The following is a 13,341-nucleotide window of genomic DNA, read 5'->3' as shown; positions in this document are numbered from 1 at the left end:
AAACCGCACACACTTTTCCTCATCCCGCTCTAATCCCCGTCGATCCGGCGCCGAAGGAGCCTCGCATAGCGCGCGGCTGCGACCTCCAGCCGGGGGACTTCCTCGGGGGCGGCCGCGGACTTTGCCGACATCCACAGGCCCAGCTGGAAAGCGAGATAGCAGATTTCGAAAAGCTCCAGCAGCCCGGCATTCGGAATGCGCGACCAGCCTTCGGATACAGCCGCGCGCAGCTCCGCCCGCTCCTCCCGCGTGAGGTCGAATTCTATGCTCGCTCCCGCAATGTCCCAGCCGATGTCCTGACAGCCGATGAGGTCATGGCCACTGCTGTGGTCGAGCGCGTCGGTCTTGAGAATGTGTCGCTCTCCTTCGACCAGCCATTCCCACCGGTGAAGCCGGTTGTCCGTATCGACCGGCAGGATCGTCGAATTGTATCGCTCCGCATCGCCGAACCTGGTCTTCAGCCGCGACGCTGCCGCTCTGCCCCATGCCTCTTCGGTGTTGATCACTGCCATCTCGCAAAGTTTGGCGATGGATGCCCCTTGCGCCGCGGGCGGCGGCAGGCTGCGCGCCCGGAAGGACAGATATCGGCCGAGATGCGCGATGAAGGCCGGCCGGCGGAATTCCGGCGGCGCCATCGGCCTCGCGGAAACCCATTTCTGAACCAGAAAGCCATGGCACAATCCGGCGACCGGGGGCGTGAAGCCCGCCTCGGCGAGAAGGCGCGCCTTGACGAGCTTGCGCTGCCCAGCGTCGCCGAGTCCCGCAAACTTGACGAGCCACGGACCGTCGGCGGCGTGCGCCAGGAATTTCCGGCGTTCGAACCTGCCGTCCACGGGAGGCCAGCGATCGCCGGGAAGCGTCTTGCGCCATAAGCCGGCTGAGACGTCTTCTAGCGGCTTCTCGAGCGGGCCGACGAGATGGGCGATCCAATCGGCGAGGTGGCGCGCAGGGTGGGACGGCTTGATCAGGAGATCGTCGGCGTCGATGACATGGCGCGGCCTCGCCGCCCAGCGCTCGCGATGACGGCCGCAGGATTGCGGCCCAGGTCCGCCCTTGTGGCCGGGGAAGAAGTGAATGCGCCTGCCGCTGACGCCGTGATCCTCCAGCCAATCCGCGACGCATCCGAACGAGCTGCCGGAAAGGCCGGGTCCTTCGTCCACGATCGCGAAATTCGCCGCCCGGTCGCGCAGCAGCCGTTCCGCAAGTTGCGGCGCGACTGCAAGCCGCCTTTGGAAGGGATCGCCGATCGGCCGCAGTGTGACCGGAGGCGCGGCACCGATGGAAGCCGCGACAATCGCCGAGAGCGTGGTCCCGATGCTGCGCAGGCCGATCACCACCGTGTCGGCAGGAAGCCCGGAGTCTGCCGCGGCCTCGAGATAGCTCTCCGGGTAAAGAGCATAGAAGGCGTAGCCTTCCGGCTCGCGAATGCTGAGGGAAAGCGGTGCCTGGCTGTTCGCCAGCGACCTTGCGACCCGGGCCGGCACGGCCACCGGTCCGGCGAAGTCCTGGCGCCAGGACCGGGCGACGAGCCCGGCAAGGTCGAGGAGGAGGCACTCGCCGGTCTGGCGCGATGCGGAGATTTCGTCGGCTCCCATCTGCGCCAGTTCCAGGTCGGCAAGCCCCTGCACCAGTTCCCCGGCCCTGAGCAGGATGGCGACGAGTTCGGTGTGGCGCTTGATGCCCGCCGGCTGGTGTCGGGCCGCATGCAGGCGCGAGGCGATCTCTGCGCATAGCATGTCGGCGCGCTCCAGGCGCTTTGCGTCACCGTATACGAGCATGAAGTTTCGCTCTCTTTCCTGTCCGCCCCTTCAACGCGCTGCGGCTGAATTCGATCCGCGATGCGCGAGAAACGGGAGAAAGAAGAAGGAACCAATCGGTTGCGCGCGGGTTTGGCAAGCATTGTAGATACTGCGCAGGAGTAGTGGTGAGATGCGATCGAACTCCATTCGGGTCGGGCTGGTCGGTGTCGGCAATTGCGCCTCCTCCCTCGTCCAAGGGCTGACATTCTATCGCGACGCGAAGGAGGACGAGGCGGTTCCGGGGCTGATGCATACCAGTCTCGGCGGGTACCACGTCGGCGATATCGAGGTCTCCGCGGCCTTCGACGTCGCCGCTTCGAAGGTCGGGCGCGATGTCGCCGAAGCCATCTACGCCGCTCCCAACAACACGTTCCGCTTTGCGAATGTTCCCGCCACCGGCGTGGTCGTCGAGCGGGGCAGGACGCTCGACGGCATCGGCCGCTATCTGCGCGAGGAGATCGAGGAATCCGATGCGCCCGCCGCCGACGTCGCGGAGGTCCTGCGGCAGACCCGGACGGACGTGCTCGTCTCCTATCTTCCGGTCGGTTCCGAAGTCGCCACGCGCTGGTATGCGGAGCAGGCGCTTGCCGCCGGCTGCGGTTTCGTCAACTGCATTCCCGTTTTCATCGCCTCGGACAAGTCGTGGCAGCGCAAATTCGCCGAGCGCGGCCTGCCGCTCATCGGCGACGACATAAAGAGCCAGGTCGGCGCGACCATCGTGCACCGGTTGCTTGCCAACCTCTTTCGCGACCGGGGGGTGCGCATAGATCGGACCTACCAGCTCAATTTCGGCGGCAATACCGACTTTCTCAACATGCTCGAGCGGGAGCGGCTCGAATCGAAGAAGATTTCCAAGACCCAATCGGTCGTCAGCCAGATGGATATTCCGCTCGCGGCCGGCGACATCCACGTCGGCCCGAGCGATCACGTCCCTTGGCTTGCCGACCGCAAGTTCGCCTATATTCGAGTCGAGGGCACGACATTCGGCAACGTTCCGCTCAATGTCGAACTGAAGCTCGAAGTCTGGGACTCGCCGAATTCCGCAGGAGTCGTCATCGATGCGGTTCGGTGCGCCAAACTCGCAATCGACCGCGGCATCGCCGGTCCGCTGATTGCCCCTTCGAGCTACTTCATGAAATCGCCGCCGCAGCAGTTCACCGATGCCGAAGCGCGCAGACGCCTGGAGGAATTCATCGCCGGCGATACCGACGCACTCCTGGGGGCGGCCGAGTGACGACGACTTTCCTTCTGGTGCGCCATGCCGCCCATGACAGGGTCGGCTGCTTTCTTGCCGGGCGGACCGGCGACGTGCCGCTCGGCTCCGCGGGCCGCGAGCAGGCTCAGCGGCTCGCGGCGCGTCTGGCCGGCGAAGGCATAGGCTCGATCTATGCGAGCCCGCGCAAGCGCACGCAGGAAACGGCCGCGGCGATCGCCGCGGCGTCGGATGTCGCAGGGGTCGTGACCACGGACGCGCTCGACGAGGTGGATTTCGGCGACTGGTCGGGCAAGACCTTCGACGTCCTCGATACGGACCCGCTCTGGCGGCGATGGAACGCGATGCGCAGCCTCGTGCGTGCTCCCGGCGGCGAGACGATGCTGGACGTGCAATGCCGGGCGGTCGGACTTGTCGCGGCGCTGGCGCAGCGGCACGGCCAGGAGAAGGTCGCTCTGGTCAGCCACGCGGACGTCATCAAAACCCTGGTATGTCATATCCTCGGCCTTTCCGCCGACGCCTGGCCGCGCTTCGATATCGCGCCTGCCTCCGTCTCGGTGCTGGTGATGGGCGATTGGGGCGCGAAAATCCTGACGCTGAACGAAAACGTGTCGTAGCCCGCCGGCCCGTCCGCCGGTGCCGCAAACGCGGGAGGCCGGCCGGCGTTTCCGGCAATTCGGAGGTACTCATGATCGAAGCCGCCATGATCTGGAACGAGCCGAACAACAAGTCGCATTGGGATCCGGAGATCGACCCGGACTGGAGCCGCTTTGCCCATATGGCGAAGCTGGCCGCGGCTGCGATCCGGGAGGTCAATCCCGGGCTCACGCGCGTGCTCGGCGGAATTTCGCCGATCGATCCGAACTTCCTCGCTCTGATGAAATCGCAGGGCGTGCTAGACCATGTCGACGCCGTCGCGGCCCATGGTTTCCCGCTCGACTGGAACCTTTGGCAGATCCATGAATGGCCGCAGAAGCTCGATGAACTGAAGAGCGTCACCGAACTGCCGGTCTGGGTAAGCGAGGTCGGCGTCTCCACCTTCGGCGCCGAGGAGGTGCAGCTTTGGGGTCTGAAGCGAACCGCCGAACTCCTGAAGGGCCGGGCGGATCGGATCCAATGGTACAGCCTCTACGACCTGCCGCGGGCCTGGCCGGCGACGACGCGGCACCGGGAGGCCGAGGGCTCGTCCTATTACCGGCATTTCTACATGGGTCTTCTGCGCGAGGACGGCTCGCCGAAACTGGCGTTCGAGGAGTTTGCCCGTCACACGCCGGAGATCGGGCTCGTACAATGGTTTCATTTCGAGGACCCGCGCCTCGACGATGCCGTCGCCTGGATGAAGCGCCTGGGCGTCACATATCTGCGTACGGGGCTCTCCTGGGCCGACCGCTTCCGGCCGAACGCGCTCGACTGGTTCGATCGCCAGATGGAAGCGCTCGAAGATTTCGACGTCACCGTCACCTACTGCTTCACGCCCGAGCACCGGGGGCTTGCCCCGCACCACACGAGCGCGCCCCTCGTTCCGGAGGAATTTGCCGAGTTCTGTGCCGAAATGACGGCGCGCTATGCTCCCGCCCCATCATCCTTCGAGCCTTTGCGCCCGGGCGTCGCGATGGCATCGACGAGCCTGCCGATCCAGCCGCGTGAATAGGTCACGCCCTGGTAGAGAGCGAGCATCGCCGACGCCCAGCGGAGATAGGCGGCCGGCATGTTCAGGGCTCTGGCAAGCCAGAAGACACGGTGGCTGTTCGCGCTGATCGCGCTACGCAGCCAATAGACCAGCATCCGCCGTGCGGGCAAGCCGCTCCACTTCGGCGCAACGCGTTTCCTTGGTCTTATGCCGTAACGCGGCCAGGCCAGCCGGAAGGCCAGCCCCTCCCGTCTCTGCCTGAATCCGGCAGCCTGCGTCTCCACGACGAAGGCACTGTCGACCTCGCTCAGTTCGAGCCTTCCCTCGTCTATCGCATCGGCCACGAGCGCCTGCAGCAGGGGTGAGCGAACGACGACCACATTCGTTCCCCGGCCGTCGGACGAATAGGGTTCGACCCAGGCGTCGCCGAAGGAAATGTCGGCGGTTTCGGCCACCACGTCGTCGCAGAAATTGCAGGCGGAATTCTGGAAGAACCCGGCTCCCCAATCGCCGTCGACCAGATGCCACCAATCCTTGCTTCTCGTGCTTTCGTCCTTGAGCCGCAGATGGGCCGTGTACCAGTTTGCCGGTCTTCCGGGATCCTTCCGGCGGTAGTCCACGCCCGCCACGGCGTTCATTTCCGTGTCCATCTGCCAGGCGAAACTTTCCACGAAGCGGGTGCTCTTCATGTGTCCGCAGAAGAGGCCGAGGGTGAAGGCAAGGCGCTCTTCAAGCACTGGGTCGTCGAGGCAGAGGAGATGGATCGCCTTGATGAAGCAGGGAATCCCGACGACTGCGTAGCGGCCGGGATGCCGCTTCATTTCGGCGATGACGCCGGAGAGCTCCACCGGATAATAGCGCGACTTGGCGCCCTTGCGCAGGTCATCCGCGGTCCGCGAGACCTGATACTGGAAAAGACGTTCGCCGGCGCCTGAACAGGGAACCACATGCGCAACCGCGTCGACGAGGTTCCTCTTCAGAAGCTCCGCGGCCGTCCAACTGGCCATGCCGCCGGAACTGCCGTCCGCTCGAAAGCTGCCTTCGCTGACATGGCCGACATAGGCTGCCTCGAAGCGGCCGATCCGCGGGTCGTAAAATCGCGCCGATCCGAAGCGCGCCTCGGCGATCCGGTCTTCGCTTCGGGCGTGGGGTGAAAAGGGGCACAGCTCGGCGAAGCCGTCGGGGCGATGTGTAGCGGCCGGTTTGAGCTGGCCGTAGCGGTCGAGACGCATCGCAGCGCTGCCGCCCGATTGCGCCATGCACGTGCCGCAACCGATGCAAAGTCCGGATTTCGCCATCTGCCCCGGCGAGAGCAAGGCGCGGGCCGAGGCGGGTGCGGGGCGCTCAGGCGAGGACATCTGTCAGATAGGTCCGTGATTGCCGGCGAAGTTCGGCGAGCCTTCGCGCGATAGCCGGGCTCGGGGCTTCTGCGAGAAGCGTCTCGTAGCCGGCTTGCGGCGTCTCCTGCGAGACCACGTGCCGTTCCGCGCCGGCGGTGTGTGCGAGATCGGCGATCTTGTTGGAACGATAGTCGGAAAGGACCGTGACGAATGGCTTGGCGTTGAGGAGGGAGAATATGCAGCCGTGAAAGAAATTCGTCGCGACGGCCTCGGCACCCGCCATGCAGGCGGCGAACTCGTAGGGCCCGGCATCGAGCCACTGCTCGTCCGCCCATTCGTTGCGATAGCCTATGCTGACGAGAGGCAGCGAGCGCGTCGTCGCCCAATGGCGAACCGCGTGCTGAAACCAGGACGGGAACGAATGTCCGTAGACGGCTATGTAGGGGCGCGAAGCCAGAGTATTCGGGCCGAAGGAAATCGTCTCGGGGAACTGCAGGCACGGGTCGAGGACGAGCGTCGCCTCGCGTCCCACATCCTTTTCGATGATCGCCCTCGAATTGTCGTCGCGGACTGAAATTCCATCGAACTTCCGCAGCCTTTCAGCCCAGTATGGTTCGAGGCCATTGGCCGCGGGGTGGTTTCCGAACGTCGCCGCGTAGGAAACGGTTCTCTTGGCCGAGAGCCCCTCCCCGTAGAAAAGCGAGCAACCGCCGTACCAGGGATGCCGCAAGTTCCAGACCTCGTCGCTGCCCACGACGACGATATCGCATTCTTCGGCACCATCAGGGTCGTCCAGCGCGAAGGGGGCACTCATCGGCACCGACGCCAGGGCGCTCTGAAATTTTCTGATCTTGGAAGCGTAGAGCGGAATGTCCGCGCGCGGGGTTCTCTCCGGCAGGAGCGGCTGCATCGCGCAGCGCCACTCGGCCCGGGTGACACGGGCGGAATGATGATCGAGGACAATGGGATCGGTGCCGAGCGAACGAAGTCCGTGGACAAGAGATCGCGCCTGCCAGAACGATCCATAATTGATGCAGCGGTGGAAGGTCAAAACGCCGAGTTTTGCCAACGGCCCCTATCTCCTGACCATGGAAGCAGATCGCCGGGTCCAACCGGATTCAATCGAAGATGGTTCCTTTCGCGCCCTCATATTCGCGCGCAAGCTCCTCGATCGCCGCCGATGCCTCCTCGAACGTCCACCCGGCCGCCTCGGCCCGACGGGCGAGCGCCAGCAGATCGTCGGTCAGTTCTCCGCCCATCGCCGCCACGATGCTTTCCTGGGATGTCGCCGCCAGATCCGAAACGGCCGGCCGCAGAGCGGCGATGCAGTCCATCTGGCGACCGGGATAGTCGGAAGCGCGTTGCGGACGGGAAATGGCTTGTGACTCCTCCATCTAGGTCTCCTTTTGCTGTCAGTCGTCAAATGACGGACCCAGCCGATTGTTCCTGCGGCAAATGGGCGTGATTCTAATCGCCCGACCGGACCTTCTGGTCCTCGAGCCGATTGAGGACCTCTTCGGGCGTGATCTCCTTGGTGAGCTCACGGATATCCTCTTCACCGTCCACCTTCACGCCCAGCCGGGCGGCTATCTCGCGAAGAAGCGCGAGCAGTTGCGTCGCCTCCTGCTCGGCAAGGAGCGAAATCTGCAGATTGAGGTCGGAGCGCTCGTCGTCCTTTTCGGCCATCCGGTTCTGGCTGATCAGAACGAAGGTGGAAATGAAGATCGCCTCCACCGAAGCCACCATGGCGAGGACGGCGAAAGTCTGGTCGAACACCGGTAAGCCGGGAACCAGCCCGAGGTTGACAGCGATCCAGGCGCCGAACGCCAGGACGTGCAAGCCGACGAAAGTCATGGACCCTGCGAATTTCGTGATCGCCTGGGCGACCCTGTCGTGCGCCCTCCGGGCGCGTTCATCTTCCTCACGCCGCTTCAGGATGGCGTTTATGTTGCGCTCGAGTCTCGGCATGGTTCGAGCGGCGGACGCTCTTTCCTCGGCGCTGTTCCTTCTCGATGCCATCCGAACACTCGCGACACGTTGTGGGCCGCCTTGTTGCCGGCGGCTACCGGCAAACACATCAGGCTCCGCAAAGTTCCGCGCGAGAAGGACGAGGCGGAAGCTCCTAGGCCAGCGGCCGGGCCAAGGCTCACCCAGTACGGCCGTGCCACGGGTCAGGTCCGGGGTCGCGTCCGGCGGCAACTTCCGAAAGCCGATCGAGATAATGGGCCCAACCTTCGGCATGGCCGGCACATTGCTCGGCATTGGGCAGGCCCGAGTGGGTCAGCCGCACCAGCGTTCCATCCGGCTGCTCGATCAGGTCGATCTCGACCAGGCTCGAGCCCGGCGGCACGACATCGCTGTCGTCCCAGCCGAAGCTGTAAGCCAGGCGGTGCACCGGCACCACCTCGCGGAAGAAGCCGCGGGCGAAGCGGGCCCCGGTGACATTGACGAGATAAAGCCCCTCGGGCTTCGGATCGACATCGGCCTCCGTTCCCATCCAGCGCAGGATCTTCTCCGGGTCGGTAAGCAGGGCGAACACCGCGGCGGGCGGCGCCGAGACGTGCGTTTCGCGGCGGACGACGAGGGCTTCTTGCATCGGACTCCCCTTCGGGTTGCCATCGAGCGCCGGCGAAAAGGACGGCCGGGCGCCGGTTCCGGACGGAACGATCATATCCCGACGGGAGCGCCCGCGCCACTCCCGTGCGGAACCGGGGCGATTTTCGGATCGGTGCCGCGAGACGAGATCGTTTCACACATTTCCTGCAACTGCTCTATGATCAACGCATGGACCTGCCCGCACCCCTCGCATGGCTTCTGGACGAGGCCGGTACCTCGTCCGGCCCCGACCCGTTCCTGGCAGAGCTTGGAACCCGGCTCCTCGCCGACGGCCTTCCGTTGGCCGGCGGTGCCCTGACGCTGGCGGTGCCGCATCCGATCATCGCGCGGCGCACCTGGCTTTGGCGTGCGGAGGACGGTGCGGTCATCGAGGCGCTCGGCTTTGCCGAAGGGCCGGTCGACCACGCCGGGCGCGACTGGCTGGCGGGGTTCGGTCCGGTGCAGGAGGACGTGGTCGGCCGGACGGCAGAGAAGGTGGTGCTGGGCTGGGCCGGGACGCGCCAGTTCGATCCGGCCGAGGTCGCGCGGTTGCGTGAGACGGCCCGCTTCGCAGCGGCGCCCTTGGCCGTCCTGGCCGAGCGGGCGACTCGCGCGGCGCTGCTCGAAGCCTATCTCGGCCGCCGCAGTGCTGCCCGCGTGCAGGCCGGGGCGCTGAGCCGCGGCACCGGAGAGAGCATCCGGGCGGCGCTGCTCTATGCCGACTTGCGCAACTTCACCGGCCTTTCCGAGGAACATGAGCCGGCACGCGTGATCGCGGCGCTCAACGACTGGTTCGACCGGCTTGCAGGAGCGATACACGCCTTCGGCGGCGAGGTGCTCAAATTCATCGGCGATGGCGTGCTGGCGATCTTCCCGGTTAACGATTTGCCGGCGGAGGCCTGCGACCGGGCGCTGCGCGCGGTCGTTGCCGCCCGCGCGGGCATGGCGCATCTCGAGGGGCTGCGCCATGAACGGGAACTGCCGCCGCTGCGCTTCGGCGCGGCGCTGCATCTTGGCGAGATACTGTGGGGCAATGTCGGATCGATCGATCGGCTGGACTTCACCGCCATCGGTCCGGCCGTCAACCTGGTGAGCCGGCTGGAGGGGCTGTGCCGGCCGCTCGGGCGATCGGTTCTGATTTCGGGCGCGCTTGCCGCGGAGACCAGGACCTCGCTGGTGCCGCTGGGCGAACACGCGCTGCGCGGCATTGCGGCGCCCTGCGCCGTCTTTACCATGCCGGAGACCTGAAAGATTATCGGTAAAACGGCCTGAAATCCGAGAAACATGCGGAGGAGCCCGTTGATCCCATCGTCGCGCAGAAGTATTTCTTTTGTCGACAAGAAGGAGGCCGCATGACCAACAAGGATACGGACACCAATTCAGCTCCCGAACGCAAGCGCGGTTCCGGCGTGAAGATGGTCTATGACCTCTTGCGGGACGAAATCCTCGATCTGGTTCTGCCGCCGGGCTGTCCGATCGACGAGGTGCAGCTTGCCGAACGGTTCAAGATGTCGCGCACGCCGATCCGTGAAGCGCTGGTGCGGTTGGCGGGAGAGGGGCTGATCGCGACGCTGCCCAACAGATCGACGATGGTGTCGAATATCGATTTCCTGAACCTGCACACCTTCTTCGACGCGCTGGTGCTGATGTATCGCGTCACGACGCGCCTGGCGGCCGAACACCACCGCCCGGAGGATCTCGAGGTGATCCGCGCCCGTCAGGCGGAATTCGCCGCAGCGGTCCAGGCGCAGGATGCGCTGGCGATGATCGCCACCAATGCCGCCTTCCATTCGGCCATCGCCGAGGCAGGCCGCAATCCCTATTTCATCGGCCTTTTCAACAGGCTTCTCGACGAGGGGCGGCGGATACTCAGACTCTATTATCAGTCCTATGACGACCGGCTGCCGCAGCGCTTCGTCGACGAGCACGAGGATATGATCGCCGTCATCGCCGTCCGGGACGTCGAGGCGGCCGATCGGCTGGCGCGTACGCACGCCGAACAGATCGTCCAGCAGATCCAGAAGCTTTTTGCCCGTAACGACCGCCTCGAAATTGCTCTGTGATCTCAGCATAATTTTTGTCGACAAATAAAATACAAATGGTATTTTCATCTGGAAGCACAGACAGGGACGCCGAATATGGCGTCATGTCTCTGCCATCCGACAGGCCAAAAGGAGTTTGAAATGAAGGCCAAGATTTTTTCGGGCGTGATCCCAGCCCTGATGACCCCTTGCAGGGAAGACCGCACGCCCGACTTCGATGCCCTCGTCCGTAAGGGCAAGGCTCTGATTGCCGATGGCATGTCGGCAGTCGTCTATTGCGGTTCGATGGGCGATTGGCCGCTCCTGACCGACGCGCAGCGCATGGAAGGCGTAGAGCGACTGGTAAAGGCGGGCATCCCCGTCATCGTCGGCACCGGTGCTGTCAATACCGCCTTGGCCGTCGCGCATGCGGCGCATGCCCAGAAGGTCGGAGCGCAGGGCCTGATGGTAATCCCGCGCGTGCTGTCGCGCGGTCCCTCGATCGTGGCGCAGAAGGCGCATTTCAAGGCAATCCTGGCTGCCGCGCCGGACCTGCCCTCGGTGATCTACAACAGCCCCTATTACGGGTTCGCCACCCGGGCCGACCTCTTCTTCGCGCTGCGCGCGGAGCATCCGAACCTCGTCGGCTTCAAGGAATTCGGCGGCAATGCCGACATGCGCTACGCGGCCGAGCACATCACCAGCCGTGACGACGGCGTCTCGCTGATGATCGGCGTCGATACGGCCGTCTTCCACGGCTTCGTGAACTGTGGCGCGACCGGCGCCATCACGGGTATCGGCAACGTACTGCCGAAGGAAGTGATTCACCTCTGCAACCTGTCGCAGGCCGCAGCCGCCGGCGATGTCGATGCACGCCAGCGTGCGCAGGAGCTCGAGCAGGCGCTTGCCGTGCTTTCCTCCTTCGATGAAGGGCCGGACCTCGTCCTCTATTTCAAGCACATGATGGTGCTGAAGGGAGACAAGGAATACACGCTCCACTTCAACGAGACCGACGCGCTGACCGAAAGCCAGCGCGGCTATGTCGAGGCGCAGTTCAAGCTCTTCAACACCTGGTATGCCGAGTGGAGCAAGCTCCCGGGCGCCGTCGAAAAGTACAAGGCCTGATCGGGCCGGAGACGGAGGAGGCTCTCCATCAGGAGGGCCTCTTCCTTTTACCGCACGGCGGCAGGGGGGCCAAGCGCCACCCACAAGAGCAGAGTTGCCAGCAGGACCCATATTGTAATGACCGCCACCAGCCCGGCCCGGCTCACCGGCCGCTCGGTGTGTTTCATTGCTGCGGCGCGCAGGTCCGCAAGGACATCGGCTGGGATGAGCTTCAGCACGACGATGATGCCGACCGGAACGATGACCAGGTCGTCGAGATAGCCGAAGACCGGGATGAAGTCGGGTATCAGGTCGATCGGCGACAGTGCATAGGCCGCGACCGCGCCCGCCGCCAGCTTCGCATACCAGGGCACACGGCGGTCACGCGCCGCCAGCCACAGGACGACGACGTCTCGCTTGATGCCCCTTGCCCATCGGCGTGCCCGGTCCAGCCACTTCACGTCTGAATTCCCCGCATCCCTCCTGTGCCTTTCACAGGAGGGCGAAAGAGTACGTACGCGCCGGGGGATCACGCCACGGCGTCGAGCCCGAGCGCAAGCAGCCGGTCGAGCTGCTCGATCTCGGCCGAGTTCAGGGTGATGCCTTCGGCCTCCGACTTCGCGCGGGCGGCAAAGCGGCGCTGCGAAGGCAGGCGGGCGCCCTGGCCGACGATCGCTTCGAAGAGCAGCTCGGCCCGGGCGAAGGGGTCGCCTGGACGGCCGGCGGCAAAAGCTTCCGGGGAGAAGGCGACGATGAGTTCGCCATGGAAGGGGGCGAGCGTCGTGGTGCCGAGGTAGCCGAGCACTTCGGGGCTGGTCAGGTCGCCGATCATGATGCCTGCCAGCAGCTCGACCATCGTGCCGATGGCCGAACCCTTGTGCCCGCCGAAGGGCAGCATGGCGCCCGCGAGCGCCGCCTCCGGGTCGGTGGTCGGATTGCCTTGTGCATCGATGGCCCAGCCTTCGGGCAGCGGTTTGCCCGCCCGGCGGTGCAGCTCGATCTCGCCCCGTGCAGCCACCGATGTCGCGAAGTCGAAGACGTAGGGCGACTTGCCCGCGCGCGGCCAGCCGAAGGCGAAGGGATTGGTGCCGAGCAACGGCTTGTTGCCGCCGGTCGGTGCGACCGTGGCATAGCTCGGGCACATGACGAGTCCGGCAATCCCTTCTCCCGTGAGCGCCTCCGCTTCCGGCCAGAGCGCCGAAAAATGCGTGCAGTCGTTGATGGCGAGTGCGGCGATGCCGTGCTTGCGGGCACGCTCGGCAAGCACCGGCAGACCGAGTTCGAAGGCGGGATTGGCGAAACCGCCCCCGGCATTCACCTTGACGATCGCCGAGGCTTCCTGCGCGACGATTTCCGGCTCGGCGTCCGGCTTGACCTTGCCAGCCTTGACCGTGCGCAGCGCGCCCTCGATCCGGTAGATGCCGTGCGACTTGCAGGCATCGCGTTCGCCGGCGACGATCACCCGGGCGAGAGCGCCCGCCTGGACCACGTTAAGGCCGCCCTTGCGGAAGATCGCCTCGACGCGCTCCTGAAGCGCGGTGGTCGTCAGGGTGGTTGTCTCGCTCATGTCGTCTCTCTCATTCTAGGCCTGATTCAGGGGCAGGCGGTTGATGTTCTGCATACATAGAGTATACAAACC

At 65.0% G+C, this 13,341-nt stretch carries 14 protein-coding genes; 6 read left to right on the top strand and 8 right to left on the bottom strand.

All coding sequences use genetic code 11. The features are described 5' to 3' along the window. Positions 1-29 precede the first annotated feature (29 nt). The gene (locus M1D34_RS24630; protein WP_498782866.1) at positions 30-1,778 is read right to left on the bottom strand and encodes a hypothetical protein; all 1,749 of its coding nucleotides are present in this window, start codon (positions 1,776-1,778) and stop codon (positions 30-32) included. 151 nt (positions 1,779-1,929) lie between these two features. Between M1D34_RS24630 and M1D34_RS24625 the strand changes: the two genes are divergently transcribed. The 3 genes from M1D34_RS24625 (at position 1,930) to M1D34_RS24615 (ending at position 4,663) form a co-directional block, all read left to right on the top strand. Continuing rightward, positions 1,930-3,033 carry an inositol-3-phosphate synthase gene (locus tag M1D34_RS24625; protein WP_498782864.1) on the top strand — a complete coding sequence of 368 codons (1,104 nt, stop codon included), beginning with the start codon at positions 1,930-1,932 and terminating at the stop codon, positions 3,031-3,033. After that, entirely contained in the window at positions 3,030-3,629 is a 600-nt protein-coding gene (locus M1D34_RS24620) for a histidine phosphatase family protein (protein WP_498782862.1), read from the top strand. The genes M1D34_RS24625 and M1D34_RS24620 overlap by 4 nt, the downstream gene beginning before the upstream one ends. Positions 3,630-3,700: 71 nt before the next feature. Next, positions 3,701-4,663 carry a glycoside hydrolase 5 family protein gene (locus tag M1D34_RS24615; protein ID WP_498782860.1) on the top strand — a complete coding sequence of 321 codons (963 nt, stop codon included), beginning with the start codon at positions 3,701-3,703 and terminating at the stop codon, positions 4,661-4,663. Here M1D34_RS24615 and M1D34_RS24610 read toward each other — a convergent pair. The 5 genes from M1D34_RS24610 to M1D34_RS24590 all read right to left on the bottom strand — a co-directional run bounded on the left by M1D34_RS24610 (position 4,576) and on the right by M1D34_RS24590 (position 8,578). Continuing rightward, on the bottom strand, positions 4,576-6,000 hold the full coding sequence (locus M1D34_RS24610) for a Coenzyme F420 hydrogenase/dehydrogenase, beta subunit C-terminal domain (RefSeq protein ID WP_498782858.1): 1,425 nt from the start codon (positions 5,998-6,000) through the stop codon (positions 4,576-4,578). The two genes, M1D34_RS24615 and M1D34_RS24610, sit on opposite strands and share 88 nt — an antisense overlap. Continuing rightward, complete coding sequence (locus M1D34_RS24605; RefSeq protein ID WP_498782856.1) at positions 5,987-7,051, bottom strand: polysaccharide pyruvyl transferase family protein; 1,065 nt, start codon at positions 7,049-7,051, stop codon at positions 5,987-5,989. Before M1D34_RS24605 ends, M1D34_RS24610 begins: the two co-directional genes overlap by 14 nt. 49 nt (positions 7,052-7,100) lie before the next feature. Next, complete coding sequence (locus tag M1D34_RS24600) at positions 7,101-7,376, bottom strand: hypothetical protein (protein ID WP_003528620.1); 276 nt, start codon at positions 7,374-7,376, stop codon at positions 7,101-7,103. Positions 7,377-7,449: 73 nt separating this feature from the next. Next, positions 7,450-8,001: a DUF1003 domain-containing protein gene (locus M1D34_RS24595; RefSeq protein WP_498782854.1), complete on the bottom strand. Its 552-nt coding sequence runs from the start codon at positions 7,999-8,001 to the stop codon at positions 7,450-7,452. A 127-nt stretch (positions 8,002-8,128) separates the two neighbouring features. Then, positions 8,129-8,578 (bottom strand): SRPBCC family protein, encoded by a 450-nt coding sequence (locus tag M1D34_RS24590; protein WP_498782852.1) that lies wholly within the window; start codon positions 8,576-8,578, stop codon positions 8,129-8,131. 188 nt (positions 8,579-8,766) lie between these two features. Between M1D34_RS24590 and M1D34_RS24585 the strand changes: the two genes are divergently transcribed. The 3 genes from M1D34_RS24585 to M1D34_RS24575 all read left to right on the top strand — a co-directional run bounded on the left by M1D34_RS24585 (position 8,767) and on the right by M1D34_RS24575 (position 11,723). Next, positions 8,767-9,825, top strand: a complete 1,059-nt coding sequence (locus tag M1D34_RS24585; RefSeq protein ID WP_498782850.1) for an adenylate/guanylate cyclase domain-containing protein — start codon at positions 8,767-8,769, stop codon at positions 9,823-9,825. Between the two features lie 104 nt (positions 9,826-9,929). Continuing rightward, on the top strand, positions 9,930-10,640 hold the full coding sequence (locus M1D34_RS24580) for a GntR family transcriptional regulator (protein WP_498782848.1): 711 nt from the start codon (positions 9,930-9,932) through the stop codon (positions 10,638-10,640). Positions 10,641-10,760: 120 nt separating this feature from the next. Then, on the top strand, positions 10,761-11,723 hold the full coding sequence (locus M1D34_RS24575; protein WP_498782846.1) for a dihydrodipicolinate synthase family protein: 963 nt from the start codon (positions 10,761-10,763) through the stop codon (positions 11,721-11,723). Between the two features lie 47 nt (positions 11,724-11,770). Here M1D34_RS24575 and M1D34_RS24570 read toward each other — a convergent pair whose 3' ends face one another. Then, positions 11,771-12,163: a YkvA family protein gene (locus M1D34_RS24570; RefSeq protein ID WP_498782844.1), complete on the bottom strand. Its 393-nt coding sequence runs from the start codon at positions 12,161-12,163 to the stop codon at positions 11,771-11,773. Positions 12,164-12,231: 68 nt separating this feature from the next. Beyond that, complete coding sequence (locus M1D34_RS24565) at positions 12,232-13,269, bottom strand: Ldh family oxidoreductase (RefSeq protein WP_498782842.1); 1,038 nt, start codon at positions 13,267-13,269, stop codon at positions 12,232-12,234. Positions 13,270-13,341 lie beyond the last annotated feature (72 nt).

Source organism: Ensifer sp. D2-11 (assembly GCF_054161295.1).
This window is presented reverse-complemented; position numbering and strand designations above follow the sequence as displayed.

Coding starts and splice junctions, on each gene's coding strand:
- M1D34_RS24625 (WP_498782864.1), top strand. CDS start 1,930: ATGCGATCGAACTCCATTCGGGTCGGGCTGGTCGGTGTCGGCAATTGC.
- M1D34_RS24615 (WP_498782860.1), top strand. CDS start 3,701: ATGATCGAAGCCGCCATGATCTGGAACGAGCCGAACAACAAGTCGCAT.
- M1D34_RS24595 (WP_498782854.1), bottom strand. CDS start 8,001: ATGGCATCGAGAAGGAACAGCGCCGAGGAAAGAGCGTCCGCCGCTCGA.
- M1D34_RS24630 (WP_498782866.1), bottom strand. CDS start 1,778: ATGCTCGTATACGGTGACGCAAAGCGCCTGGAGCGCGCCGACATGCTA.
- M1D34_RS24565 (WP_498782842.1), bottom strand. CDS start 13,269: ATGAGCGAGACAACCACCCTGACGACCACCGCGCTTCAGGAGCGCGTC.
- M1D34_RS24600 (WP_003528620.1), bottom strand. CDS start 7,376: ATGGAGGAGTCACAAGCCATTTCCCGTCCGCAACGCGCTTCCGACTAT.
- M1D34_RS24610 (WP_498782858.1), bottom strand. CDS start 6,000: ATGTCCTCGCCTGAGCGCCCCGCACCCGCCTCGGCCCGCGCCTTGCTC.
- M1D34_RS24575 (WP_498782846.1), top strand. CDS start 10,761: ATGAAGGCCAAGATTTTTTCGGGCGTGATCCCAGCCCTGATGACCCCT.
- M1D34_RS24580 (WP_498782848.1), top strand. CDS start 9,930: ATGACCAACAAGGATACGGACACCAATTCAGCTCCCGAACGCAAGCGC.
- M1D34_RS24590 (WP_498782852.1), bottom strand. CDS start 8,578: ATGCAAGAAGCCCTCGTCGTCCGCCGCGAAACGCACGTCTCGGCGCCG.
- M1D34_RS24585 (WP_498782850.1), top strand. CDS start 8,767: ATGGACCTGCCCGCACCCCTCGCATGGCTTCTGGACGAGGCCGGTACC.